Genomic DNA, 23,508 nt, shown 5'->3' with positions numbered 1-23,508 from the left:
AACGAGGGGGCGACGAGGGGGCGTGGTGCACGGAGTCCGGCTGTACGCGGCCGTCGCCGCCGGGGCGTTCCGGCGCTACGCCACTTACCGCGGGGCGACCTTCGCGGGCATCTTCACCAACACGGTCTTCGGGCTGATCATCGCCTGTACGTACACCGCGCTGTGGGACGAGCGGCCGCACCTGGGCGGCTATGACCAGGCGCAGGCGCTCACCTTCGTCTGGGTCGGGCAGGCGATGTTCTCGGTGATGATGCTCGGGGTGCCGTCCGGGTTCGAGAGCGAGCTGGCGGAGCGGATCCGCACCGGTGACATCGCCGTCGACCTGTACCGGCCGGCCGATCTGCAGTGCTGGTGGCTGGCCCAGGACCTGGGGCGGGCCGTCTTCCAGCTGCTGGGGCGGGGCGTCGTCCCGATGGCCGTCGGCGCGCTCCTGTTCGACCTGGCGCTGCCCACGGGCCCGGGACCTTGGCTCGCCTTCTGCGTCGCGGTCCTCCTGGGGATGCTCGTCAGTTTCGCGCTGCGCTATCTGGTGGCGATGTCCGCGTTCTGGCTGCTTGACGTGCGCGGGGTCGCGCAGATGTACGGGATCACGGCCACCTTCTTCTGCGGCATGCTGCTGCCGCTGAACGTGTTCCCGGGCACCATCGGCGAGGTGGCACGCCTCCTGCCGTGGGCGGCGCTGCTCCAGGTGCCCGCGGACGTGCTGATGGGCACGGACGGCGGCCGCGGCGTAGGCGGCGGCTACCTCTTCCAGGCCGCGTGGGCCGCCGGGCTGCTGGCCGTGGGCCGTCTGTTGCAGGCGACGGCGACGCGGCGGGTGGTGGTGCAGGGTGGCTGAGCCGCTGGGCGCGCGGTCCGGGGCGCGGCGCGGGGGGCGGGTGGAGCAGCTCCGCTCGGGGGTGCGGGCGTTCGGCATGATCAGCGCGATGTGGATCCGCTCCACGCTCGCCTACCGCGCCTCCTTCGCGATGACGGTGTTCGGCAACTTCGCCCTCACCGGCCTGGAGTTCGTCGGCCTGCTGCTGATGTTCTCGCAGGTGGACCGGCTCGGCGGGTACACGCTGCCCGAGATCGCCCTGCTGTACGGGACGGCCGGCGCCGCCTTCGGTCTCGCGGACCTGTGCGCCGGGTCGCTGGGGCGGCTCGGGGACCGGGTGCGGGACGGCACCCTCGACGCGTTCCTGGTGCGGCCCGCGCCGGTCCTGGCGCAGATCGGCGCCGACCGGTTCGCGCTGCGCCGCCTCGGCCGGGTCACGCAGGGCCTGATCGTCATGGGGTGGGCGCTGTGCGTCCTGGACATCGCCTGGACGCCGCTGAAGGCGCTCCTCGTGCCGGTGCTCCTGGTCAGCGGCGCGGGCATCTTCACGGCCGTGTTCATGGCGGGCGCGTCCTTCCAGATCGTGGCGCAGGACGCGGCGGAGGTGCAGAACGCGGCGACGTTCGGCGGCAACGCGATGCTCGCCTACCCGCCGACGGTCTTCGGCGACAACCTGCTGCGCGGGGTGACCTTCGTCCTGCCGCTGGCCTTCGTGAACTGGCTGCCCGCGCTGTACATCCTGGGCCGCCCCTACCCGCTGGACCTGCCGCGCTGGGTCGCGTTCGCGCCACCGCTGGTCGCCGCCGCCTGCCTGGGCGCGGCGGGGCTCGTCTGGCGCGCGGCGCTGCGCGCGTACCGCAGTACCGGAAGCTGAACGGGAGGGCAGGACGTGGTGGTCGGCGATGAGGCGTTCATCGAGGTGGACGGCGTGGAGAAGGTCTTCGACGTGCGGCGAAAGACGGGCTTCCTGCGGCGCGAGCGGCGCACCGTGCGGGCCGTGGACGCGCTGAGCTTCCGGGTGCCGCGCGGCGAGATGGTCGGCTACATCGGGCCGAACGGCGCCGGGAAGTCGACGACGATCAAGATGCTCACGGGCATCCTGACGCCGAGCGCGGGCCGGCTGCGGGTGGCGGGGATCGACCCCGCGCGCGAGCGGTCCCGGCTCGCGCACCGCATCGGCGTCGTGTTCGGGCAGCGCACGACGCTCTGGTGGGACCTGCCGCTGATCGACTCCTACCGGCTGATGCGCCGCATGTACCGGATCCCGGACCGGCGCTACGAGGAGAACCTCGCCCGCTGCGTCGACCTCCTCGAACTGGGCGACCTGCTGGAGGTGCCCGTGCGCCAGCTGTCGCTGGGGCAGCGGATGCGCGGGGACATCGCGGCGGCGCTGCTGCACGACCCCGAGGTGCTCTACCTGGACGAGCCGACGATCGGCCTCGACGTCGTCTCGAAGGTGAAGGTGCGCGCCTTCCTGCGGGACCTGAACGCGCAGCAGGGCACCACGGTGCTGCTGACGACGCACGACCTGACCGACATCGAGCAGCTGTGCCGCCGCGTGATGGTGATCGACCACGGGCGGCTGATGTACGACGGCGAGCTGGAGGGCCTGCACCAGGTGGGCGGCGGCGCGGTGGAGCGGACCCTCGTCGTCGACCTGGAGCGGGAACTGCCGCCGCTGGACGTCGCGTTCGCGCGGGTGGTGAAGGTGGAGGGGGCGCGGCAGTGGCTGGCCTTTCCCGCGGACCGGTCGGCGGCGCCGCTGGTCGCCGCGATCGCGGAGCGCTGCCCGCTGGTGGACCTCTCCGTGCGCGAGCCGGACATCGAGGACGTGATCGCGCGGATGTACGCCCGGGACGCTTCCGCGGCGGGCCCGCGCCCGTAGGCTGAGATGTATGACGGACGAATCGCTGCCCGAGCGCTCCGAGGTGCCTGCCGCCGCCGATCTGCGGGCCTCCGACGCCGACCGTGAGAAGGTCGCGGAGCGGCTGCGGGACGCGCTCGCCGAGGGCCGGCTCGACATGGCGGAGTTCGAGGAGCGGCTGGAGGCGACGTACAAGGCGCGCACCTACCGGGAGCTGGCCCCGATCACGCACGATCTGCCCGGCGCCGGGGTGAGCGCCCCGGTGGACCTGGTGAAGGCGCCGCTGCCCGAGGGGGCCGTCGACTGGGCGTCGAGGATCGGCGGCCGCGAGGCCACCTCCACCTGGGGTGTCGGTGTGCTGTCCGGGTTCCAGCGCAAGGGGCGGTGGACGGCGCCGCGGCGCTTCAACTGCTTCGCGTTCTGGGGCGGCGGCGAGATCGATCTGCGCGAGGCGCACTTCGAGGACCGGGAGACCGTCGTCAACTGCGTGGCGGTCATGGGCGGGGTGAACGTGGTGGTGCCGCCCGGCGTCGAGGTCGTCGTGCGCGGCATCGGCGTCATGGGCGGCTTCGACCAGAGCGAGGAGGGCGTGCCCGGGGAGCCGGGGGCGCCGCGGGTGGTGGTGACCGGGTTCGCGTTCTGGGGCGGGGTCGGCGTGGAGCGGAAGGTGACGCGGGCGGAGCGGCAGCGGCTCAAGGAGGAGCGCCGCCGCGACAAGCTGGAGCGCAGGGCCGGGCGCCTCGGTGAGCTGGAGGGCGGCCGCGGCCGCCACCAGCTGCACGCGGACCGCCTTGAGCGCCACCGCGAGCGCATGGAGGACCATCTGGACCGGCTGGAGGAGCACCGGGAGCGTCTTGAGCGGCGCCGGGAGCGCCGCCGCGACCGGGACTGACTGAGGGGCCGCCCGGGGCGGGCGGTCCTCAGAGCTGGGCGCCGGTGGAGCCCTTCAGGGACGACAGGTCGAAGGCCTGCGCCATCCGCCGGTACCCGGCGTCGCTGGGGTGCAGGTGGTCGCCCGAGTCGTAGTGCGGGAGCAGCTTGCGCGGGTTGTAGGGGTCGCGCAGCGCCCGGTCGAAGTCGACGTAGCCGTCGAAGACGTCGCCGCCGCGGACCGCCGCGTTCACGCCCTGGCGGATCTCCTCCAGGCGCGGCTCGTACCCGCGGTGGCCCTGGAACGGCATGAGGGTCGCCCCGATCACCCGCAGCCCCCGGGCGTGCGCCTGGCGCACCAGCTCGCGCAGGCCGTCGACGATCTGGCCGGGGTCGGTCTGGTGCGGGTTGCGCAGGATGTCGTTGACCCCGAGGTCGATGACGACGGCGCGGACGCCGGTGCGGCCGAGCGCGTCCCGCTCGAAGCGGGAGAGGCCGCTCGGGTTGTTCGCGGGGCGGCCGAGGCCGTCGGAGAGCACGCGGTTGCCGCTGATGCCCTGGTTCACGACGCCGTAGCGCGGGGCACCCGACTCGGTGCGCAGCCGGTCGGCGAGCAGGTCGGGCCAGCGGACGTTGGCCCCCATCGTGGAGGTGAGCCCGTCGGTCAGCGAGTCGCCGAGGACGACGACGGTGCCCTCCGCCTGGTGGCTGAGCACGTCGAGCGCGGTCACGTACCGCCAGTACGGGCTCTGCTCGGTGTACGCGGCGCCGCTCGGGTCCTCGGTGCGGTCGCCCTGCGCGGCGTACGACATCTGCCGGGCCTGCGGGTGGTAGGTGACCGGGCCGGACGGCGTGGGGGAGTAGGTGGTGACGAGCATGTCCGCGTCCTGCGGCACCCGCAGCCGGGCCGCGTCGCTCATCACCTGCTGGCCGGCCGGGATGACGACCGAGGTGTTCCCGGAGAACGTCAGCCGGCGGATGGTCCCGGCGAGCGCCGTCGGGTCGTTGGGCGCGGCGGCGACGGCGACGGAGGCGTGCGTGATGCTCAGGGGCTGCTGCCCGTACAGGTTGGACAGGGTGATGCGCGCGCCGGTGCCGCCGATGCTGGTGTGCACGATGTTGCGCAGGGAGCGGCCGAAGAGACCGCTGGTCTCCGTGCCGGGTTCGGCGCCCGCCGGGGACGCGGACCAGCTGCCGGCCCAGGTGCCGGTGGACGCGGGGGCGGCGGAGCCGTGCGGGTTGGCGCCGCCCGCCTGGACGGAGCCGTCGGCGTCGCGCAGCACACCGGAGAAGCCGATGTAGATCGCGGCCGAGATCACTATGACGATCGCGACGAGCGCGGCCAACAGGGCATAACCGTGACGCCTGGCCATGCGGTGGGTGTCTCCTCGGGCAGGGGGAGCCCGTGGCTCCGGTGTGATGAACCCATGATGCGGCATGGGGAAGGACCGTTCGAACAAGGGGGCCGACACTGCCTCCCCTCCGCCCCCTCAGACGCCGGGAACTCGTCGTGCGTTCCGCGAGCGGGCCGGAAAGGGACAATGTGTGAGGGGAATGACATGAGCGGGCGTACGACGGCGTACGGACGTGGAGCGGGCGACGACCGGGACGGAGCGGGCCTGATGGCCGGTGGCGTGAAGAACGGCGCGGACGGCGGCGGTGTGGACGGCGGCGGCGCGCACAGCGGCGGCGAGCGCGGCGACGGCGCGGAACAGGGGTCGGGGGGCGGCCCGCGGGGCGCGGTCGGCCCCGCGGCGGAGAAAGCGGGAGATACGGGCCATTCGGCCTATTCGGCCTATTCGGACACCGGTCAGTATGCCCGGTCGACCGCCGCGCAACCCCGGCCCCCTCGCCGCTTCGGGGGCGAGTTCAGCCCCGCCGACCTGGAGAAGCAGCGCGGCGTGCGCCGCATGAAGGCGACGGCGACCGGCCTGCTGGCCCTGGTCGCGCTCGTCTACACCCTGGCGACCTGGGCCGGGCACTCCGGCGCGGGCGCCTGGACCGGCTATGTCGCGGCCGCCGCCGAGGCCGGCATGGTCGGCGCGCTCGCCGACTGGTTCGCCGTCACGGCCCTCTTCCGCCGCCCCCTCGGCCTGCCCATCCCGCACACCGCGATCATCCCGACCAAGAAGGACCAGCTCGGCGTCTCGCTCGGCGAGTTCGTCGGCGAGAACTTCCTCTCCGGCGACGTCGTACGGGAGCGGCTGCGCGCGGTCGGCATCGGCTCGCGGCTCGGCGCCTGGCTCGCCGAACCCGAGCACGCCGACCGGGTCACCGCCGAACTGGCGACGGCGCTGCGCGGCGCGCTGACCGTGCTGCGCGACTCCGACGTGCAGGCGGTCGTCGGCGAGGCCGTCACGCGCCGCGCCGACAGCGCCGAGATCGCGCCCGGCATCGGCAAGATGCTGGAGCGGGTGGTCGCCGACGGCGGCCACACGCGGGTCGTCGACCTGGTCTGCGCGCGGGCCCACGACTGGCTGGTCCTGCACTCGGACTCCGTCATGGACGCGGTGCAGGGCGGCGCCCCCGGCTGGACCCCCCGCTTCGTCGACAAGCGGGTCGGCGAGCGCGTCTACAAGGAGCTGCTGCGCTTCGTCACCGAGATGCGTGACATGCCGCGCCACCCGGCGCGCGGCGCCGTCGACCGGTTCCTCAAGGACTTCGCGGGCGACCTCCAGTCCGACACCGACACCCGGGCCCGGGTGGAGCGCCTGAAGTCCGAGGTGATCGGCCGCTCCGAGGTGCAGGACCTGATCGCCTCGACCTGGTCCGCGGTCCGCTCGATGATCGTGGCCGCCGCCGAGGACGAGCGCAGCGAACTGCGCATGCGGGTGCGGGCGTCGCTGCTCTCGCTGGGCCGGCGGATGGCGACCGACCCCAAGGTGCAGGCCAAGGTCGACGGCTGGGTCGAGGGCGCGGCGGTGTACGTCGTGACGACGTACCGCGCCGAGATCACCTCCCTGATCACCGACACCGTCGCCGGCTGGGACGCCGAGCACACCTCCCGCAAGATCGAGGCGCACATCGGCCGCGACCTGCAGTTCATCCGGATCAACGGCACGGTGGTGGGGTCCCTGGCGGGGCTGGTCATCTACGCGGTGTCGCGGGGGCTGGGGGCGTAGGCCCGCCGGGGTGGCGGCCGGGGCGTGCGCCAGGTGGGGGAACGTGACCGGGTGCGGGTGTGCCCTGGCTGATCGCGCAGTTCCCCGCGCCCCTGGCGGGGCATTCGTGGAGGGTCAGTTCCCTCAACGAGGAGGGCGTACATGTCCCTGGAGCACTCGCAGCCCGGCCCGGCCGGGTCCGGCGCCACCGGCACCGTCACCACCGCCGTACCCGCCCGCCTCGACCGGCTGCCCTGGTCGCGCTGGCACTGGACCATCGTCATCGGCCTCGGCACCGTCTGGATCCTGGACGGCCTCGAAGTCACGGTCGTCGGCAACATCGCGGGCCGGCTCTCCGAACCCGGCAGCGGGCTGCCGATCTCGTCCGCGCAGGTCACCGGCATCGCCGCCGCGCTGTACGTGGCGGGCGCCTGCGTCGGAGCGCTCTTCTTCGGCTGGCTGACCGACCGGTTCGGCCGCAAGAAGCTGTTCCTGCTGACGCTCGCCGTCTACCTGGCGGCGACGGCCCTGACCGCGGTCTCCTTCTCCCCGTGGTGGTTCTTCGTCTTCCGCTTCTTCACGGGCTTCGGCATCGGCGGCGAGTACGCGGCCATCAACTCCGCGATCGACGAGCTCATCCCCTCCCGCTTCCGCGGCCGCGTCGACCTCATCATCAACGGCAGCTTCTGGCTCGGCGCCATCGGCGGCTCGCTGCTTTCGATCGTCGCGCTCGACACGGACCTGTTCGCGAAGGACGTCGGCTGGCGCCTCACCTTCGGCCTCGGCGTCGTCCTCGGCCTGGTGATCCTCCTCGTGCGGCGCAACGTCCCGGAGAGCCCCCGCTGGCTGTTCATCCACGGCCGCGGCGACGAGGCCGAATCGCTCGTCACGGACGTCGAGGAACAGGTGCGGGCCCAGCACGGCGGCGAGGAACTCCCGCCTCCGGCCGGGGAGATCACCATCCGTCAGCGCAAGAGCATCGGCTTCGGGGAGATCGCGCGCACCGTCTTCCGCGACTACCCGCGCCGCACCACCCTCGGGCTCGCCCTCTTCATCGGGCAGGCGTTCCTCTACAACGCGGTCACCTTCGGTTTCGGCGCCATCCTCACCACCTTCTTCGACGTGCCGACCGGCTCCACCGGCTACTACTTCGCGATCATCGCCGCGGGCAACTTCATGGGCCCGCTGCTGCTCGGCAAGCTCTTCGACACGCTCGGCCGCCGGATCATGATCTCGTCGACGTACCTGCTCTCCGGGGTGCTGCTGTTCGGCACGGCCTGGCTCTTCGACCGCGGTTCGCTCACCGCGACGACCCTGACGGCCTGCTGGTCGGTGGTCCTGTTCTTCGCGTCGGCGGGCGCCTCCAGCGCGTACCTGACGGTCTCGGAGATCTTCCCGATGGAGACGCGCGCGATGGCGATCGCCTTCTTCTACGCGGTCGGCACCGCGGCCGGCGGCATCAGCGGCCCGCTGCTCTTCGCCGACCTCACCAAGAGCGGCAAGGTCGGCGACACGGTCCTCGCGTTCCAGGTGGGCGCGGCGCTGATGTGCCTGGCCGGTCTGGTGGCGGTGTTCTTCGCGGTACGGGCCGAGCAGAAGTCCCTGGAGGACATCGCGCGACCGCTGTCGGAGGTGTCGCCGGGATCCTCGTGACGGGCGCCCCCGCGGCCAGACGACGTAGAGGTGCAAGAATCTGGCCATGAGCGAGCGGAGAGAGAAACCCGCCGCCGTGGTGGCGGTGCTGGTGCGGGACGGGGTCCTGCCGATGGAGCTGGGCCTGGTCCACCAGCTGTTCGGCGCGGCGCGCGACCAGGAGACGGGCGCGCACCTGTACACCGTCCGCACCTGCGCCCCGCGCCCCGGCCGCGTCCGCACGGACGCCGACTTCCCCGTCCACGCCGCACACGGCCTGGACGCGGTGGAACGGGCGGACACGATCCTCGTCCCGGCCTCGCACGAGGCGGACGAGGACCTGCGCCCCGGCTCGCTCGACAGCGACCTGTCGGACGTCCTGGTACGCGCCCGGGGCCGCGTGGCGTCGATCTGCACGGGGTCCTTCGTGCTCGCCGCGGCAGGCCTGCTGGACGGGCGCCGGGCGACGACGCACTGGCTGTCGGCCGACCGGTTCGCCCGCGCGTTCCCGCGGGTCACGGTCGACGCGGACGTCCTCTACGTCGACGAGGGCCCGGTGCTGACCTCGGCGGGCGAGGCGGCCGGCATCGACCTGTGCCTGCACATGATCCGCGCGGACCACGGCGCGGCCGTCGCGGCGGACGTGGCGCGCCGCACGGTGGTCCCGCCGCACCGGGAGGGCGGGCAGGCGCAGTACATCCGGCGGCCCGTGGAGGAGACCGGGGTGACCTCGACGTCGGGCTCGCGCGCCTGGGCCCTCCAGAACCTCGCCGAGCCCCTGACCCTCGCGGAGCTGGCGGCGCGGGACGCGATGTCGGTCCGTACGTACAACCGGCGCTTCCGTGAGGAGACCGGCCTGACGCCGATGACGTGGCTGGCGCGGCAACGCGTCGACCGGGCCAAGGAACTGCTGGAGCGCACCGACCACACGGTGGACCGCGTCGCTGCGGAGACCGGTCTCGGCACCGGCACGTCGCTGCGGCAGCACTTCCGGGCCGCGGTCGGTGTGTCGCCGGGGGCGTACCGGGCGACGTTCCGGGGACGATGAACCGCATGAGTGAGACTGAGGCTGAGATGAACGAAGTCCGCCGGGCCGTACCGAACGTGGCAGTGGACGGCGAGGAGTCCCTGGCGGCCAACCGCGCGTTCTACGGCGCGCTCGGCTTCGAGGAGGTCATGGACCTCGGCTGGGTGATGACGATGGCGTCGCCCACCCGGCCCACGGCCCAGATCAACTTCATCGAGCAGGGCGGTCCGGCCCTGGTCGTACCGGACATGAGCGTGGAGGTGAGCGACGTCGACGCGGCGTACGCGGCCATGCTCGCGGCGGGCGCCGAGATCGTCCGCGACCTGCGGAACGAGACGTGGGGCGTGCGCCGCTTCTTCGTCCGGGACCCGCAGGGGAAGGTGGTGAACGTGGTGGCGCACGCGGCTGCGCCGGGCGGCTCCTGAGCGGCCCCGGCACTCCCGGTACGGGCGGTCGTGGGCTCAGGCGGCCCGGCGGTCCGCGAGGACGTAGGAGGCGGCGGCCACGACCCCGGCCACGCCGCACACGGCCGGCCACGCCCCGACCTTCTTGGCGAGCGGGTGCGACCCGGCGAACGCGGCGACGTACGCCCCGGTCAGCGCCCCCGCGACCGGCCCGCCCGCGGCCCGCTTCCACTGCGTGGCGGCGGCCGCCCCGGCGGCGGCGAGCACGACGCCGCCCAGCGGCCGCTTCTTGGTGAAGCGGGCGGTGGCGTACCCGCCGACGAGTCCGGCCGCGGCGATCGGCGCGGCGGGGACGCGGGAACGGGCGGGGGTGCGGGTGGCGGCCATGGAAACCCTCCGGGCAGGTCGGAATGTCTGGGGCCCGAGATTACGCCGCGGGCCGCGGCACACGGCCGCGGCCCCACCCCTGGCCCGCTGGATCGTCCTCAGCCGAACATGCCGGGCTGGTAGTCGCCGGCGGGCTGCTGCGCGATGACGTTGAGCCGGTTGTAGGCGTTGATGGCGGCGATCAGCGCCACCAGCGCGACGAGCTGGTCCTCGTCGTAGTGCTTGGCGGCGTTCGCCCAGACCTCGTCGCTGACCCCGCCGGCCGTGTCGGCGAGCCGGGTCCCCTGCTCGGTCAGCTCCAGCGCGGCCCGCTCGGCGTCGGTGAAGACCTTGGCCTCGCGCCAGGCGGCGACGAGGTTGAGGCGCTGCGCGGTCTCCCCGGCGTGGGCGGCGTCCTTGGTGTGCATGTCGAGGCAGAAGCCGCAGCCGTTGATCTGGCTGGCCCGGATCTTCACGAGCTCCTGCGTGGCGTGCGGCACCCCGGAGTCCGAGACGACCTTCCCGGCGGAGTTGATGTGGCGCATGAACTTGCCCGCGAGCGCGTTGCCGAAGATGTTGAGTCGAGCTTCCATGGTCTACTCCCAGAGCCGTCGGGCGGGCCGCCTGTAAGGTGCGGCCGCCGTTGCGTTGGTTACATGGCTCTGACGGAGCGGGGCGGGGATGTGTGACAGGTCTTGGGGTGTGACCTGGGTCACGCGTGCTGAAGCGCGGCATCCGGGCTGATCCGAGGGCCTGTCTGCGGCCCCGCCTGTGGGCTGATTCCAGTTCCAGGGCTGCATTCCGGAGACCGGCACACCCCGGTCTCCTGCCCCCAGGGCAACGGATCGCGGCACTCCGGACACTCGTACACCCGCCGCCAGGCCCGCTTCCGCTCGGGCCGCTTACGGCTGAGCCGATCCGCGATGAGCCGGGCGGCGGAGTACACGTGCCCCGGCAGCCCGGCCGTGACCGCGTCCACGATCTCAGCGGCGGACGCGCCCCGCTCCAGCCACGCGACGACCTCGGGCGCAAGCTCCCGCATCGCGCGTGCGGACAGCCGCAACCGGGGATCGACGACGGCGATCCGCTCCAGGATCAGCGCGCTTTCCCGGGCGTGCGGACCCCCAGCCGCCACGGGAGGGTAGGGAGGGTTCTTCCCTCCGTCTTGTGAGTGGTTGGTCTTCCCGTGCGGGAAAAACGTGCCCGAGTCCCCGGTTCCCACCCGGCTGGAAACCGGCGCAGTGGGAACCGGCCGGCTGGCAACTGGCTTGCTGGCAACTGGCTTGCCGGTGCCCGGCGATGGGGACGGGGGCGGGGGCGGGGCCGGGGAGGCCATCTGCGGCATCTCATACACGTCAACACTGCTCACGATCCGCCGAGTGGCAGGCTCCCGCTCGGTCCGCGTCACCCAATACCCCAGCTCCCGCAACTCCTTGACCGCCTTGGAGACGGCGAGCCGCCCCTGCGGGAACCCGTCGCTGAGGGTGCGGACATTCACCTGCGTGCCGCTGGGCAACGACAGGACGTAGACGAGGATGCCGCGCGCAGTATGCGACAGACGCGGGTCGCGGATGGCTTTGTTGTCGATGACGGTGAAGCCGCGCTCATGGCGAGGCATACGATGAATCTGCATGGGGAGTTGCTGCTCCTTGTGCCGGACCCCCGGAGGTTGCCGCCTCGCGGGGGTCACCTGTGTGCAGTTGTCGATGGGGAGCGCACGGTGACGTCCCTGCGACGGACAGTGACACAACTGAGGCGGCGAGAGCAAACTCTGGCCAAGGCCCACAACCGCGCACTCCACAACCAGACTTGGACCGCCTTCCCCACGCAACCCGCGCTCGCCCCACTACAGGGAGCGGCGCCGCGCCCCGAAGGGCCTTCTGGGCATAGCTGACCCGCACCCCTTCCACGGCGATACATCAACCCGCGAAAGTCAGCCCCCACCGGCCGGAACTCGACACCGCGACGGCGGCAGGCCACAGCAACCCACCACCACCCCCAGCCACGCAATCCAAGAACGAGGCGCCCACCGTCCCGCACTCAACTTCGACCCACGGCAACCACCCCACCGGCGCGAGCGCCGGACCCGAAGCCCCACCGGTCGTCGCGAACGGCAAAGAACCCGCAACTAGGCAACTGCTGAGCCGCTCAGGGCCTGACTGATCAGAGGAAGTATGTGGTCAGGACAGCTCGTAACCACCATGCGGTACCCCGCGGTCCCACACCATCTCGAAGGCTGAGGAGCACATGCCGACCAGCGCCGCATCGGTCGTACGCTCCTCGTCTCCTTCCGGCGGTAGTTCGCCGTCGCCGCCGAAGTGGAGGAATACCACCAGCCGGTTGTCGAACAACCAGAAGTCGTTCTCCGGCAGCGCGAGGTCTGAAGCCTGCCGCCGCGGAAGCCACCGAACCTCCTCGCCAGCCCTGACATTGGCGTCGGTGATGTGATGCTCGAAACGGATGTAATCCGACTCCGGTACGGAGCAGATCTGAGCGCGCCGAACTCGGACCCCGCGCCCGATCGTGTCCGCCATCAGCCCTAACCAGGTACGCATGTGGGGATCGTTGTCCTGAACGCGGTTGCGCTCACCAGCCCGCCAGGCCTGATAACTCAGGTCCGACGGCATGTATGCATCCCGCAACTCAAGGTGCATAGCCGACCGTTCAGCTATGCGGAAGAGATCGGTGAAGGACGGCTCTGCTGTCACCTTTGCCACTCCAGGAGGAAGCTGACCGTGGGCTTCGTAAGGCCGGCGACGGTCCTTTGCGAAGGAGGTAGGGCCGTAGGCCGCTAGCTGGCAGCGCTCTGGAGACCTGTAACGAAAGAGGCCCAGGCCTGCGCCCCGACAGGCAGGACTGCACCACCGAGGCGTTTGGAGTCTCGGACGAGCACGCCGCCACTGGCCGTAACAGCGCACTCCAGACACTCACCCCCCGCACCGTTGCTGTAGGACGACTTGAACCAGTTGCGTATGAGGTGGTCCGAAGGCGTTCTGCCGTGTACGGCGTGCACCGTCATCTTGTGTGCTCCTTGATAATGTTCTTAATCAGTTGAAGCGAACGTTGCGGGCTGAGTGCCGCTGCTCTGAGTGCGTCAAAGGCGCGTGTGTACTCGCGGACATGGTGCTCTTCTTCGAGGTATACCGCATCTGTGATGCCGTCCTTGTAGACGATGTCGGGGTCCTCTTGGTCAGGGAATCCCAGGATCGTGAACGAGCCAGGCACCGGGCGGGTCCCAGAGTCGAAGGGCAGCACCTGCAAGGTGGTGGCGGGCAGCCGAGCCGCGTGTAGGAGATGTTCAAGCTGCTCACGCATAACTCCGTGATCACCGATGATGTTGCGTAGGGCGCCCTCGCTGAGAATGAACCACGCATCCGGCGCATCCTCGCGCGCCAGCATCTCTTGACGCTCGATACGTACGCGGATCGCCCTCTCCGAGTCTGCGGGCGTCATGTGTGAGCCCCCGACGTGTAACTCGGTGACGTAGGCCGGGGTCTGCATCAGGCCCGGGATGACCTCACATTGGTACTGGCGGAGCGAGGAAGCTTCCTGTTCCAGGCCGACGTAGATGTTGAACCACTCCGGTACACCCGAGCCGTGGACCTGCCACCAGCCCTTCGTCTTCGCCTGTCGAGCAAGGGACTTCAGGAACTCCCTCATCTCTGCGCTGGCTTCATAGAACCTACACAACGCCTCGATGTCCGAGGGTTGAACACGCCCATGCCCGGTCTCCATGCGGTTCACCTTCGAACCGCTCCAGTCCAGGGCTGCTCCAACTTCTGCGCATGTCCGCCCGCTTGTCTCACGAAGCTTCTTCAGCTCGATCGACAAGCGACGACGCCTCGCTGTTGGCGATCCGGCCATCTCGGCACCTCTCTCGGTAGCGGAGGCAAGTCTCTGTGCCTAGGGGTGGCCTTGCCAATCACACGAAGGTGGGAATCTCATCCTGCAATTTGCAGGAAGGGATGGTGAGACGCCACGCTTGAGCCAAGACCGCAGGCTGTAGACGTGAGTTGGTGCTGTCTGGCGGTCGTTGCCTCGACGGAGGGGGAGAACTGTGGCTTCATCGCAGTGCGTGGTCCGCGAGCCCTGGGGCCTTGCTTTTGCTGCCGAGCCGAGCGAGCTTTCAGCCCTGCGGCGCACCACCCGAATGCATCTCGCGAGTTGGGGGCTGCACCACTTGAGCGATGCTGCGGAGCTGTGCGTGACGGAACTGGTCGCCAATGTCATCCACCACGTTGGCGAAGGCACACCTACGTCGATTTGTCTGTCCATGAGCGGCGTCTTCTTGCGTATCGAGGTCGAGGATCCAGACCTACGAGTGCTGCCTACGCTGCGTAAGGCGGCCGATGACTCGGAAGCCGGACGGGGCATGCAGATCGTCTCAGCCGTTACCGAGCGATGGGGGGTTCTCGTTCGAGGCCATCGCAAGGTGACCTGGTGCGAGTTGCATGCAGGGCTTGAATCACCAGGCGGACACGTGGCAGTGCCGTCCGTCAAGCGCGCGGCGGCCGTATTGGCCGTTTATGCGGAGAGCGCCCCCCTCCGTGCTCGGGCGGTACCTCAGGCTTCACGCGAGCACGAGGCAGGGCGCGAACATGCGGCTATTTCACTGATCGCCGATCTCCTCGGCTGGGTGCGCGCCCACGGACTAGACCCTAATGAGGTGCTGAAGCGAGCTCAAATTCACCTCTAGGGTGCGCGCGTCGTGCGCGCTGATCAGGGGAGAGGGTCAAACTTCGTGTGCCGCAGGGGGCTGGGAAGGAAATTGTTCGCCGTCCCGCCATATGAGATGAATCGACATAGACGCACAAAGGTCTCGCAAGTCGGTGCGGGGGCAGTTCGGGGTGAGCAGTGCCAATGTCGGTACAGGTGAAATGAGGCGGCGGTAGTCGTATAGCTGCCCAATGGCCATGCGTACGGCTTCGCGTGTAGTTGTCCCTTTCGCCTCAACCAACGTATGCGACGTGTAGTCGAAGAGGTCAGTGAGCAGGGCGTTCAATTCGCCAGATGGGTAAAGGCGCTTCCGGCCAACGCGATGGCCGCGTGCCCTCAAGTGTGCGCCATAAGCCTGCACGAGTGGTGACTCGCGTCGGACGGCAGGGCTAGGCGCCGCGGGCAGACCTGGCAGCGCGGCTTGATCGGTCCGGTATGCCTCAAGTTCGATGTCCTCGATCACGGGCTGTGTGACGGGGGTGTGCATGATGTGCGGCTCGAGGGAGCGAGGGCTGAAGCGTGGCACGAGTCGGAACATGATGACTGTACGCATGCAGCCGTCGAAGCCCTGCGACTCGGCTGTGTACCAGGGATTCTGTCGATCTAGCTCAAACTCTCCACGAAGTTCGTGTACCCCGCTCCTGACGTACTCGAAGAGGTAGATCGAGCGGCCATTTTTGGCATGTTCTAGAATGGCTTTATTTCCCAGAGTCATCTTCTGGTCGCCATTCTTCCCTTCGCCACAGTAGTGGTAGAGGCCGTCTTTTCCCCAGCCGTCGTTGTAGCCGTATTGCTGTCCACGCGTGTGATGTGTGAACAGAAAGATATAGGGCGCTCGACTTGGATATGAAATTCCGGTCTGCCGATTCCCACCGTATTGCTCGTGAAGATGTACGCGTCTAACTGAATCCCCGACGGCGAGACTCGATATGTTTACGGTCAACACGCGCTCCTGAGGCTGCTGGCTCTGTGGGTCAGTAGCGTAGGCGCTGGGAGATCTTGTGGTGCGCGATTTGACCAACCTTCCCGAGGGGCGCAGCGTGAGCGGGATGCCGACCCTAACCGGTCTCGGGCCGGCATCCTGTGTCCGAACGTTCGCGTCCCCAGTGGCGGACGAGGCCGACGGTGTCCATCACGGGGATGTCTCGTCGTCGTAGCGGGGCAGCCCAGCCGTGTCGATCTTCCAGTCCTGCACCGTGATGGTGTCGCCGAACACGTAGTGCTGCTGGTTGTCGTAGGCCGGGGTTCCGGTACGGGTAGTGGGGGCCCAGTAATGGACGGCTGTGCCGTCGCGGGGGTCGACGATCACGTAGTGCGGGATGCCCATCGCGGGATAGTCGCGGAGCTTGCCTTCGTAGTCGTTCGCCGGGTTGGAGCGGGAGACGATCTCGATGATCAGGCTGCATTCCTGCGGAGGCATGGCGTCGGCGGCAGTCGGTTCGAAATCCGCCGCGACCACGGCCAAGTCGGGCACGCGCAGTACGCCGAGGCCCGGGTCTTCCAGGTCCGTCTCAACGTAGAGGGCGAGACCGGGCGCGAGCTGGGGCTCCAGCTGGGTGCGGAGGCGGTGCGCCACACGCTGGTGCCGCGCCTTCGGGCTCATCATCATGAGGATCTGGCCCTGGCTGATCTCGGGCCAGCGCACCGTCTCCGACTCGCTGCCAAAACCCTCGCGAAAGGTGTCGCGGAATTCGCGGAGGTGCCGGTAGATCGTCTCCTCGCTCATACAGCCACCGTACTTGAGGAGATCCTCATGGGGTGGGGGTCACGCCCCGCCCCCGTGGCACCCCGAATAAGCCGACCCCGACCCGCACCAACAACCCGCCCCCGCCTCCGGCGGCCAGACCACCGCTCGGCCCCGCGCCGCCAGCGTCGTCGCGTACTGCGGGAGCAGCGACGCGTCCTCGGGGGAGGAGGCCTCGGAGGCGGCGAAGGCCTCGTAGGAGGGGAGGGTGCCGGTGACGATGCCGAGGTTGGCCGTGCCGGAGGCGGCCAGTTCGCGCAGGGAGGACTCTATCGACGCCAAGTGGGCTTCGTAGGAGGGGTATTCGGAGCTGAGGGCGGGGTAGGCCGCGAGGAGTTCCGTGTACTCGCCCGCGGGCCAGTGCAGGACCGCCACCGGGAACGGGCGGGAGAGGGCCTCGCGGAACGAGCCGAGTTCGGCGTGGAGGCGGTCGATCTCGGCGCGGAGTTCCGCCGGGTTGTTCGAGCCGAGGGCCCACAGGCGCTTCGGGTCGTGGAGTTCGTCGAGGGAGACCGACGTGCGGTTGACGCGGTCGGCCAGGGCGTCCCATGCGTCGTGGTCCGCGCCCAGGAGGCGGCGGACGCGGTGCCGGCCGAGGACGAGCGGGTGCTTGGCGTACGGGACGTCGCCCGTGTCGCGCTCCGACGGCGGGACGAGGAGTTCGAGGGCCTCGGTGAACGCCTCGTGCGCCGGTTCCAGCTCGTCGTGCGCTTCGAGGGACTCGGCGATGATCACCCACGGCGCCGGGTCGCGGGGGGCGCTCGCGCGCAGGCCCGTGATGATCGCCTGGGCCTCGGCCTCGTGGCCGTACTCCCAGAGGTTCGCGGCCTTCAGCGCGCGGATCAGGGCGGGGTCGTGCACGCCCGACGCCGCCAGCAGGGCGTCGTAGTGGGCGGTGGCGCGGTCGCGGACGTCGGCGAGTTCGTAATGGGCGGCGGCCTGGAGGAGCAGCGCTTCCGCGTCCTCGGGGTACATGGCCGCCGTGCGTTCCAGGCGCTCGGCTTCCGCTACGTGGTCGGCGTGCTCGTTCTCGGCGGGCGTGGCAGGCGTGTCGGGGCGCATGAAGGACACGGTACTGTCGGACGGGCCGAGTGGGACCGCCCCCGTCCGGCGACGCGGGTGTCCGGCGGGGCGGGCGGGCGTTCGATTTCGGGCGGGGCAGATCGGGCGGGCGTGTGCCTGGTCAGTTGGGGCGAGGCGGCCTATCTTGCGCGCGTGCCCCCGCAACGTACGGACCGCCGGCCCCACGTCGTCGCGCAAGGGCGGCGGCCCCCTCGCTCGCCCCTGCGGCGCGTGCTGTGGAGCGGCGCCGAGGTGGCCGTCACCCTCGGCGTCGTGCTGCTCCTGCTCGTCGTGCACCAGCTGTGGTGGACCAACCGGCAGGCCAGGGCCGACGCCGGCGACAAGGTGCAGGCCCTGGAGCGGGAGTGGGCGAGCGGGGCGGGCGGCACGGGACGGGAGGCGGGCGGCGACGAGGGCGCCCCGGGGGACGATCCGGCGGTCGAGGGCGACAGCCCGTCGCGGTCCGCCGCGGACGCCGGCGGCAGCGGTGGGGGCGGCGGCGGTGGGGGCGGCGCCGGGGCCCGGGGGCGGGCCGCGCCACCCCGCTGGGACCAGGCCTACGCCATTCTCACCGTCCCCCGGCTCGGGCTGCGCGTCCCCGTCGCCCAGGGGATCAGCAAGGCGAACGTCCTCAACCACGGGTACGTCGGCCACTACCCGGGCACCGCGCAACCCGGCCGCGCCGGGAACTTCGCGCTGGCCGGACACCGGAACACGCACGGCGAGCCGTTCCGGTACATCAACCGGCTGCGGCGCGGCGACATGCTCACCGTGCGGACCGAGGACGCCACGTACACGTACGTCGTCGACCGGAGCCTCGCCCGGACCTCCGCGGCGGACGGGGGCGTCATCGGGCCGGTGCCGCGCAGCCGGGTCGCGCCGTCGGCCGGGTACCGCGAACCCGGGTACTACATCACCCTCACCACCTGTACCCCGGAGTTCACGTCCAGGTACCGGCTGGTGGTGTGGGGGAAGCTCAGCCGGATGACGCCGCGGGCATAGGCTGCCTGCTCGTGATCAAACGGCCCCAGCTGCTCTGGCTCCTCGTCCCCTTCGTGCTCTACGTCGGCGCGCTCCCGTTCGCGAACCGGGTCGAGCCCGTCGTGCTCGGTCTGCCGTTCCTGTTCGTGTGGCTGCTCGCCGCGACCCTGCTGACGCCCGTCGCCGTCTGGCTGACCTGGCGCGGCGACCGCAAGGCGCGCGAGGGGCGGCAGCGGTCATGAGCGACGCGGCGGTCGCCAGCACCCTCTTCGGGGCCTTCATGGTCCTCACGCTCGCCCTCGGGCTGCTCGCCGTGCGCGGCAAGGGCGAGGGCGGCGGGCTGGCCGAGTGGTCCGTGGGCGGGCGCTCGCTCGGCACGGTGTTCATCTGGGTGCTGATGGCGGGCGAGGGCTACACCAGCTTCAGCTACCTCGGCGCCGCCGGGTGGGGCTACAACTACGGCGCTCCGGTGCTGTATGTCGTCGCCTACATGTCGTGCGGCTACGCCGTCGGCTACGTGGTCGGGCCGATGCTCTGGGCGTACGCGCGCCGGCACGGTCTTGTCAGCATCACCGACATGGTCGCGCACCGGTTCGGCCGGCCGTGGCTGGGCGCGGCCGTCGCGATCCTCGTCACCGTGTTCCTGCTGCCGTACATCCAGTTGCAGATCACCGGGATGGGCGTCGTCGTGTCGACGATCTCCTACGACGCGATCAGCCTGAACTGGGCGTACTTCATCGGCTTCGCGGTCACCACCGTCTTCGTCGTGGTGAGCGGGCTGCGCGGCAGCGCGTGGGTCTCCGTCCTCAAGGACGTGCTCGTCATCGTCACGCTCGCCTTCCTCGCCGTCTACGTGCCGCTGCACTACTTCGGCGGGTACGGGGAGTTCCTCGGGCGGCTCGTCGAGGAGAAGGGCGCGTGGCTGACGCTGCCGGGCAGTGGCGGCAGCCCGTACGGGACCGGGTGGTTCGCCACGACGACGTTCCTGAACGCGCTCACCGTCGTCATCTTCCCGACCACCGTCGCCGGGTACCTCGGCGCGCGCAACGCCGATGTGCTGCGGCGCAACGCGATGTGGCTGCCCGCGTACAACATCCTGCTGTTCGTGCCGATGCTGCTGGGGATGGCCGCGCTGTTCGTGGTGCCGGGGCTGACGGGGGCGGAGTCGAACCTCGCGCTGCTCAAGCTCGTCGTCGACTCGTTGCCCGCGTGGGCGGTGGGGGTCGTCGGGGTCGCCGCCGCGCTGTCCTCGATCGTGCCGATGGCGGTGTTCATGCTGGTCATCGGCACGATGTGGGGGAGCAGTGTGCTGTCCCTCGTGCCGCGGTGGCGGGGGGCGGGAGTGCAGAAGGCCGGGTCTCAGGTGGTGGTCGTCGTCGCGGGGACGGTGGCGTTGGTGCTCACGTACGGGGCGCCGAACACGCTGGTGCGCCTCTCTCTCATCTCCTACGAGGGGATGGCTCAGTTGCTGCCCATGTTGTTGGTGGGGCTGGTGTGGCGGCGGTTGAGCCTGGTGGGGGCGGTCTGTGGGTTGGTCGTGGGGGTGGGGGTGGTGTGCGGGCTCGTGTTCGGGGGGCTTGATCCGGTGTTCGGGGTCAATGCGGGCGTCGTCGCGCTGGGCTGTAACGGGGTGGTGGCGGTGGGGGTGACGTATCTGTTTCCGCCGGATCGGGATGGGCGGGGGGATGCGGAGGTGCTGGGGCGGGGGCATGAGCGGGCTTAGGGCGTGTCCGGCCGACTGGGACCCGCGGAGTTCTCTTGTCGGTGCGTTGTTGCCGGACGCCGGAATGCGGACCGGTTCGCGTTGCCGACTTCTCGGTCTTGTTCTGTCTTCCGCGCCCTGAAATAGTTGCGCGCACAACAAGATGCAGCTCAGGGGTGGGGTTGAGTGATACACGTACCGTTTTTCCGGTGGGTGGTCGCGCTGGGACTGATCATCTTCGGGGCCGCCGTGGCGGTCTACGAGACGGCTCCGGAAGATCCCGAGACCAAGCAGGTCGACCTGACCGTGCTGAGCGAGAAGCTCGACGGGAGCTGCACCGTCACCTGGGCCGACCCCTACGCCGACGAGCGGCGCAAGGGGCACTACCAGTGCGACCCCGACCGGGATCCCATGTTCATGGGCTTGGCCAACGACCCCGACACCGGCTACGGCTGGGACGTCGGATGGATGGTGACCGAAGGACCCAGCAAGGGCGACCTCTTCATCCTGGGCCAGGACGACGCGGAGTACGACAAGGCGATAGACCTCTCGGACGAGCTGATCGGGCTGTCGCTGCTGGTGCTCATCATCGGGGTCGTCGGCGGCAGCATCCGTTCTCTGTACCGGCTCAGCGGTGCGAGTCCCCCGGTCGTGCGCACGGCACGCCGCCTGGAGCAGGTCGCGAGCAGGCTCGCACAGGACCACACCCAGGCTGTGGACGCGGTGCGCACGGCATGGGAGCCGTTGCGGCAGTCCTTGCTGGACGAGGCCCTCGGCCAGGTGTCCGTCGAGGAGTTGTGGCAGGCGACAGACGGTGGATTCGACGCCGCGGAACTGCGGCGATGTCATACACGGACCGCGCGGGACGTGCTCGATGCCGGGACGCCGGTGCTGTCCCGACTGCCCGGTGTGGAGCCGGGGGCGGCCGAGCAACTCGTCGCCGCGGCGCAGGCGCTGGCCGACGGAGCGGTGCGGGCCGGCGCGGGCCGGGAACTCCTGGAGCGGTCCGACCCGCGCGTCGCCGACCTGCTCAACGCTCTGAGCGTGCTGGTCCGGGTCGGTCCCGAGGGGCGGGCCGCCGCCGAGAGCGCGGCCGAGCTGGCCGCCCTGCTCGGGCCCCTGCTGGAGTGGGCCGAGCCCGCGGGGAGCCGGCGGCAGATGCTGCGTGCGGATGCGAAGGAGCGCGCGGCGGCCAAGGACGCGGTGGGCAGGCTGCGCCAACTCCTTCGCATGGCTGAACAGCGCGGCTCCTTCGACCAGTTCGCCCAGACGTCGATCGACCTGCTGCGCGGTCCCGACGCGGACCCGGCCGGGATCGCCGCCCGGGTCGACTTCGAGACGCGGCCCGAGGCGTACGGGTACCTGCTGACGGAGCTGGCCGTGCCGGAACCGCAGCCGGTGCCGGTGTGAGCGGGGCGCCATGCCGTCAGCGGGTTGCCGCCCGCCTCTCCCGGCTCGTCGCGCCGTAGTACTTCGGCTGCCCGGCCGGTGGGGGTTGGTCGCGCAGTTCCCCGCGCCCCTGGGGTGGTACTTCGGCTTTCGGTTGGTGGGGGTTCTCGCGCAGTTCCCCGCGCCCCTGAGATGCGCACTGCGTGCGCCATCTCATCGGCGGCGCCAGGGGACGCCCCTATAAGGCGCGGCGAAGCCGCATGCCTCCAGGGGCGCGGGGAACTGCGCGACCAGCCACGACGAGAGCCGCACTCGTACGTCGCCGGGCCGTGCCCGCGTCACGCGTGGTGGGGGCCGACCCTGGCGCGCAGGGTGAGGAGGAGGGCCGCTGCTGCCAGGGCGAGCGCGCCGGAGACGATGAGCGCCGTGTTCGTGCCCCGGGCGAGGGCGTCCGCGGACGGCCCCGACGACGTGGCGAGCGCGATCGTCAGGGACACGCCCGCCGCCGACCCGATGTACCGCGCCGTGTTGCTCGCCCCCGACCCCATCGCCGCCCGCCCGCCCGGGACCGACTCGACGGCGAGCAACGGCAGCGCCGCGTTGAGCAGGCCGCTGCCGATGCCGGAGAGCAGCAGCCCGGGCAGCAGCCGCTGCCAGTGGCCGGAGCCGATCGCGCCGAGCATCGTGGCGACGGCCAGCGCGTGCAGCACGAACCCGGCGGCCAGTTGGTGGCGCGGCGGGACCCGCCCGGCCAGCCGCCGCGCCTGCAGGGCGACCAGGAACGACGAGCCGGACCAGAGCACGAGCAGCCCGGCCGTGGCCATCGGGGAGACCCCCATCGTCTGCTGGACGAGCGTGGGGACGTAGCTGAACAGCGCGATGACCGACAGGCCGGTGAAGAGCGCCCCCGCCGTCGACGCCAGGAACAGCGGGCGGCGCAGCAGGGACAGGTCGAGCATCGGGGCCGCGCTGCGGCGCTCCAGCACCCCGAAGGCGGCGAGGAGCAGCACGGCCGCCAGGAGCAGCAGGCCGATGGGCGTGCGCAGCCAGCCGTCGCGGCCCAGCGTGAGCGCCGCCAGCAGGGCGACGAGCGCGAGCCCGAGGGTGAGCGCGCCGGGCAGGTCGGGCCGCCCGGCGCGCGGGGACCGGGACTCGGTCAGCGCCCGCGGGGCGAGCGCGGCGACGGCGAGCGCGGCCGCGCCCAGGACCGCGTAGGACCACCGCCAGCCGACGGCCCCGGCCACCGCTCCGGCCACCACCGGGCCGAGCGCGATGCCGCCGCTGACGAACGCGCCCCAGACCCCGGTGGCCCGGATGCGGCCCACCGGCGTCGGGAACGCGTGCACCAGCAGCCCCAGGCTCGCGGCGATGATCGCGGCCGACGCGGCGCCCTGCGCGACCCGGGCCAGGGTGAACAGGAGCGTGGTGGGGGCCAGCGCGCCCAGGACGGTCGTGACGCCGAGGGCGAGGGTGCCGTAGAGGAAGGCGCGGCGGCGCCCGTAGTCGTCGGCGAGGCTGCCCGCGACGAGGAGCAGCGCCGCGAGCCCGAGCGGCGTGCCGTTGAGCAGCCAGGCCTGTGACGACAGCGAGGTGTGCAGGGACGCGGCGGTGTCGCCGAGCGTGATCATCGGCGCGGTGTACGCCATCAGGGCCACCGCCGTCGCCGCGCTCGTGACGGCGAGGGTCGCGGCGGGGCGGGGCGTCGCCGGGGCGGCAGGGCCGGGCGGGGCGGCGAGGGCTTCGGTGCGTAGGGGCTGAGACATGGGGCGGGCCGTCCACTCGTAGGTTCAGTGAATGAACTCTGGATGTGGAGCGAGCGTAGCATGGTCGGTT

At 70.9% G+C, this 23,508-nt stretch carries 24 protein-coding genes; 13 read left to right on the top strand and 11 right to left on the bottom strand.

Going from position 1 to position 23,508, the window contains the following annotated elements:
- The first annotated feature begins 22 nt into the window (after window positions 1–22).
- Genes ACIBW6_RS04540 through ACIBW6_RS04525 form a run of 4 tightly spaced genes read left to right on the top strand, consistent with a single transcriptional unit; the run spans window position 23 to window position 3,573 of the window.
- Window positions 23–838: an ABC transporter permease gene (locus tag ACIBW6_RS04540; protein WP_399056602.1), complete on the top strand. Its 816-nt coding sequence runs from the start codon at window positions 23–25 to the stop codon at window positions 836–838.
- Window positions 831–1,691, top strand: coding sequence for an ABC transporter permease (locus ACIBW6_RS04535; RefSeq protein WP_399056599.1), 861 nt, complete (start codon window positions 831–833; stop codon window positions 1,689–1,691). Before ACIBW6_RS04540 ends, ACIBW6_RS04535 begins: the two co-directional genes overlap by 8 nt.
- Window positions 1,692–1,706: 15 nt before the next feature.
- Window positions 1,707–2,702, top strand: a complete 996-nt coding sequence (locus ACIBW6_RS04530) for an ATP-binding cassette domain-containing protein (protein WP_399056597.1) — start codon at window positions 1,707–1,709, stop codon at window positions 2,700–2,702.
- A gap of 10 nt (window positions 2,703–2,712) precedes the next feature.
- Entirely contained in the window at window positions 2,713–3,573 is an 861-nt protein-coding gene (locus tag ACIBW6_RS04525) for a DUF1707 domain-containing protein (protein WP_399056595.1), read from the top strand.
- 28 nt (window positions 3,574–3,601) lie between these two features.
- Here ACIBW6_RS04525 and ACIBW6_RS04520 read toward each other — a convergent pair whose 3' ends face one another.
- The gene (locus ACIBW6_RS04520; RefSeq protein ID WP_399056593.1) at window positions 3,602–4,924 is read right to left on the bottom strand and encodes an SGNH/GDSL hydrolase family protein; all 1,323 of its coding nucleotides are present in this window, start codon (window positions 4,922–4,924) and stop codon (window positions 3,602–3,604) included.
- Between the two features lie 249 nt (window positions 4,925–5,173).
- Here ACIBW6_RS04520 and ACIBW6_RS04515 point away from each other — a divergent pair, with 249 nt between their 5' ends.
- The 4 genes from ACIBW6_RS04515 to ACIBW6_RS04500 all read left to right on the top strand — a co-directional run bounded on the left by ACIBW6_RS04515 (window position 5,174) and on the right by ACIBW6_RS04500 (window position 9,736).
- Window positions 5,174–6,673, top strand: a complete 1,500-nt coding sequence (locus ACIBW6_RS04515; RefSeq protein ID WP_399057652.1) for a DUF445 domain-containing protein — start codon at window positions 5,174–5,176, stop codon at window positions 6,671–6,673.
- Window positions 6,674–6,814: 141 nt separating this feature from the next.
- Entirely contained in the window at window positions 6,815–8,305 is a 1,491-nt protein-coding gene (locus tag ACIBW6_RS04510; protein ID WP_399056591.1) for an MFS transporter, read from the top strand.
- Between the two features lie 46 nt (window positions 8,306–8,351).
- Window positions 8,352–9,332, top strand: a complete 981-nt coding sequence (locus ACIBW6_RS04505) for a GlxA family transcriptional regulator (protein ID WP_399056589.1) — start codon at window positions 8,352–8,354, stop codon at window positions 9,330–9,332.
- 5 nt (window positions 9,333–9,337) lie between these two features.
- On the top strand, window positions 9,338–9,736 hold the full coding sequence (locus tag ACIBW6_RS04500) for a VOC family protein (protein WP_399056587.1): 399 nt from the start codon (window positions 9,338–9,340) through the stop codon (window positions 9,734–9,736).
- A 36-nt stretch (window positions 9,737–9,772) separates the two neighbouring features.
- On the opposite strand, the gene ACIBW6_RS04495 is transcribed toward ACIBW6_RS04500, so the two are convergent.
- The 6 genes from ACIBW6_RS04495 to ACIBW6_RS04470 all read right to left on the bottom strand — a co-directional run bounded on the left by ACIBW6_RS04495 (window position 9,773) and on the right by ACIBW6_RS04470 (window position 13,945).
- Window positions 9,773–10,102, bottom strand: a complete 330-nt coding sequence (locus ACIBW6_RS04495) for a hypothetical protein (RefSeq protein ID WP_399056585.1) — start codon at window positions 10,100–10,102, stop codon at window positions 9,773–9,775.
- Window positions 10,103–10,200: 98 nt separating this feature from the next.
- Complete coding sequence (locus ACIBW6_RS04490) at window positions 10,201–10,674, bottom strand: carboxymuconolactone decarboxylase family protein (protein ID WP_399056584.1); 474 nt, start codon at window positions 10,672–10,674, stop codon at window positions 10,201–10,203.
- Window positions 10,675–10,793: 119 nt separating this feature from the next.
- Window positions 10,794–11,714 (bottom strand): hypothetical protein, encoded by a 921-nt coding sequence (locus ACIBW6_RS04485; protein WP_399056582.1) that lies wholly within the window; start codon window positions 11,712–11,714, stop codon window positions 10,794–10,796.
- Between the two features lie 547 nt (window positions 11,715–12,261).
- Window positions 12,262–12,789, bottom strand: coding sequence for a DUF6879 family protein (locus tag ACIBW6_RS04480; RefSeq protein WP_399056580.1), 528 nt, complete (start codon window positions 12,787–12,789; stop codon window positions 12,262–12,264).
- Window positions 12,790–12,872: 83 nt separating this feature from the next.
- The gene (locus tag ACIBW6_RS04475; RefSeq protein WP_399056578.1) at window positions 12,873–13,100 is read right to left on the bottom strand and encodes a DUF397 domain-containing protein; all 228 of its coding nucleotides are present in this window, start codon (window positions 13,098–13,100) and stop codon (window positions 12,873–12,875) included.
- Window positions 13,097–13,945, bottom strand: coding sequence for a helix-turn-helix domain-containing protein (locus ACIBW6_RS04470; protein WP_399056576.1), 849 nt, complete (start codon window positions 13,943–13,945; stop codon window positions 13,097–13,099). The genes ACIBW6_RS04475 and ACIBW6_RS04470 overlap by 4 nt, the downstream gene beginning before the upstream one ends.
- Before the next feature lie 193 nt (window positions 13,946–14,138).
- On the opposite strand from ACIBW6_RS04470, the gene ACIBW6_RS04465 reads away from it, so the two are divergent.
- Complete coding sequence (locus ACIBW6_RS04465; protein WP_399056574.1) at window positions 14,139–14,777, top strand: ATP-binding protein; 639 nt, start codon at window positions 14,139–14,141, stop codon at window positions 14,775–14,777.
- A 36-nt stretch (window positions 14,778–14,813) separates the two neighbouring features.
- Here the strand turns inward: ACIBW6_RS04465 and ACIBW6_RS04460 are convergent, their stop codons facing one another.
- From ACIBW6_RS04460 to ACIBW6_RS04450, 3 genes are all read right to left on the bottom strand, one after another.
- On the bottom strand, window positions 14,814–15,740 hold the full coding sequence (locus ACIBW6_RS04460; RefSeq protein WP_399056572.1) for a restriction endonuclease: 927 nt from the start codon (window positions 15,738–15,740) through the stop codon (window positions 14,814–14,816).
- A 189-nt stretch (window positions 15,741–15,929) separates the two neighbouring features.
- Window positions 15,930–16,523: a Uma2 family endonuclease gene (locus tag ACIBW6_RS04455; RefSeq protein WP_399056570.1), complete on the bottom strand. Its 594-nt coding sequence runs from the start codon at window positions 16,521–16,523 to the stop codon at window positions 15,930–15,932.
- Window positions 16,524–16,562: 39 nt separating this feature from the next.
- Window positions 16,563–17,603 carry a hypothetical protein gene (locus tag ACIBW6_RS04450; RefSeq protein ID WP_399056568.1) on the bottom strand — a complete coding sequence of 347 codons (1,041 nt, stop codon included), beginning with the start codon at window positions 17,601–17,603 and terminating at the stop codon, window positions 16,563–16,565.
- Window positions 17,604–17,756: 153 nt separating this feature from the next.
- On the opposite strand from ACIBW6_RS04450, the gene ACIBW6_RS04445 reads away from it, so the two are divergent.
- The 4 genes from ACIBW6_RS04445 to ACIBW6_RS04430 all read left to right on the top strand — a co-directional run bounded on the left by ACIBW6_RS04445 (window position 17,757) and on the right by ACIBW6_RS04430 (window position 21,696).
- The gene (locus tag ACIBW6_RS04445; RefSeq protein WP_399056566.1) at window positions 17,757–18,605 is read left to right on the top strand and encodes a class E sortase; all 849 of its coding nucleotides are present in this window, start codon (window positions 17,757–17,759) and stop codon (window positions 18,603–18,605) included.
- A gap of 5 nt (window positions 18,606–18,610) precedes the next feature.
- A complete protein-coding gene (locus ACIBW6_RS04440) occupies window positions 18,611–18,826 on the top strand; it encodes a DUF3311 domain-containing protein (protein WP_399057650.1) in 216 nt (71 codons plus the stop codon).
- The gene (locus ACIBW6_RS04435; RefSeq protein WP_399056564.1) at window positions 18,823–20,307 is read left to right on the top strand and encodes a sodium:solute symporter; all 1,485 of its coding nucleotides are present in this window, start codon (window positions 18,823–18,825) and stop codon (window positions 20,305–20,307) included. Before ACIBW6_RS04440 ends, ACIBW6_RS04435 begins: the two co-directional genes overlap by 4 nt.
- Window positions 20,308–20,499: 192 nt before the next feature.
- Entirely contained in the window at window positions 20,500–21,696 is a 1,197-nt protein-coding gene (locus tag ACIBW6_RS04430) for a hypothetical protein (protein ID WP_399056562.1), read from the top strand.
- A gap of 317 nt (window positions 21,697–22,013) precedes the next feature.
- Here the strand turns inward: ACIBW6_RS04430 and ACIBW6_RS04425 are convergent, their stop codons facing one another.
- The gene (locus tag ACIBW6_RS04425; protein WP_399056560.1) at window positions 22,014–23,438 is read right to left on the bottom strand and encodes an MFS transporter; all 1,425 of its coding nucleotides are present in this window, start codon (window positions 23,436–23,438) and stop codon (window positions 22,014–22,016) included.
- Window positions 23,439–23,508 lie beyond the last annotated feature (70 nt).

It is taken from the genome of Streptomyces sp. NPDC049813 (assembly GCF_044465085.1).
In the GTDB taxonomy this organism is placed as follows: Bacteria; Actinomycetota; Actinomycetes; order Streptomycetales; family Streptomycetaceae; genus Streptomyces.
This window is presented reverse-complemented; position numbering and strand designations above follow the sequence as displayed.

Excerpts from the sequence above, each read along its gene's own strand:
- ACIBW6_RS04525 (WP_399056595.1), top strand. The coding sequence starts at position 2,713 with ATGACGGACGAATCGCTGCCCGAGCGCTCCGAGGTGCCTGCCGCCGCC.
- ACIBW6_RS04520 (WP_399056593.1), bottom strand. The coding sequence starts at position 4,924 with ATGGCCAGGCGTCACGGTTATGCCCTGTTGGCCGCGCTCGTCGCGATC.
- ACIBW6_RS04515 (WP_399057652.1), top strand. The coding sequence starts at position 5,174 with ATGGCCGGTGGCGTGAAGAACGGCGCGGACGGCGGCGGTGTGGACGGC.
- ACIBW6_RS04510 (WP_399056591.1), top strand. The coding sequence starts at position 6,815 with ATGTCCCTGGAGCACTCGCAGCCCGGCCCGGCCGGGTCCGGCGCCACC.
- ACIBW6_RS04505 (WP_399056589.1), top strand. The coding sequence starts at position 8,352 with ATGAGCGAGCGGAGAGAGAAACCCGCCGCCGTGGTGGCGGTGCTGGTG.
- ACIBW6_RS04500 (WP_399056587.1), top strand. The coding sequence starts at position 9,338 with ATGAGTGAGACTGAGGCTGAGATGAACGAAGTCCGCCGGGCCGTACCG.
- ACIBW6_RS04495 (WP_399056585.1), bottom strand. The coding sequence starts at position 10,102 with ATGGCCGCCACCCGCACCCCCGCCCGTTCCCGCGTCCCCGCCGCGCCG.
- ACIBW6_RS04490 (WP_399056584.1), bottom strand. The coding sequence starts at position 10,674 with ATGGAAGCTCGACTCAACATCTTCGGCAACGCGCTCGCGGGCAAGTTC.
- ACIBW6_RS04485 (WP_399056582.1), bottom strand. The coding sequence starts at position 11,714 with ATGCAGATTCATCGTATGCCTCGCCATGAGCGCGGCTTCACCGTCATC.
- ACIBW6_RS04475 (WP_399056578.1), bottom strand. The coding sequence starts at position 13,100 with ATGACGGTGCACGCCGTACACGGCAGAACGCCTTCGGACCACCTCATA.
- ACIBW6_RS04470 (WP_399056576.1), bottom strand. The coding sequence starts at position 13,945 with ATGGCCGGATCGCCAACAGCGAGGCGTCGTCGCTTGTCGATCGAGCTG.
- ACIBW6_RS04455 (WP_399056570.1), bottom strand. The coding sequence starts at position 16,523 with ATGAGCGAGGAGACGATCTACCGGCACCTCCGCGAATTCCGCGACACC.
- ACIBW6_RS04450 (WP_399056568.1), bottom strand. The coding sequence starts at position 17,603 with ATGCGCCCCGACACGCCTGCCACGCCCGCCGAGAACGAGCACGCCGAC.
- ACIBW6_RS04435 (WP_399056564.1), top strand. The coding sequence starts at position 18,823 with ATGAGCGACGCGGCGGTCGCCAGCACCCTCTTCGGGGCCTTCATGGTC.
- ACIBW6_RS04425 (WP_399056560.1), bottom strand. The coding sequence starts at position 23,438 with ATGTCTCAGCCCCTACGCACCGAAGCCCTCGCCGCCCCGCCCGGCCCT.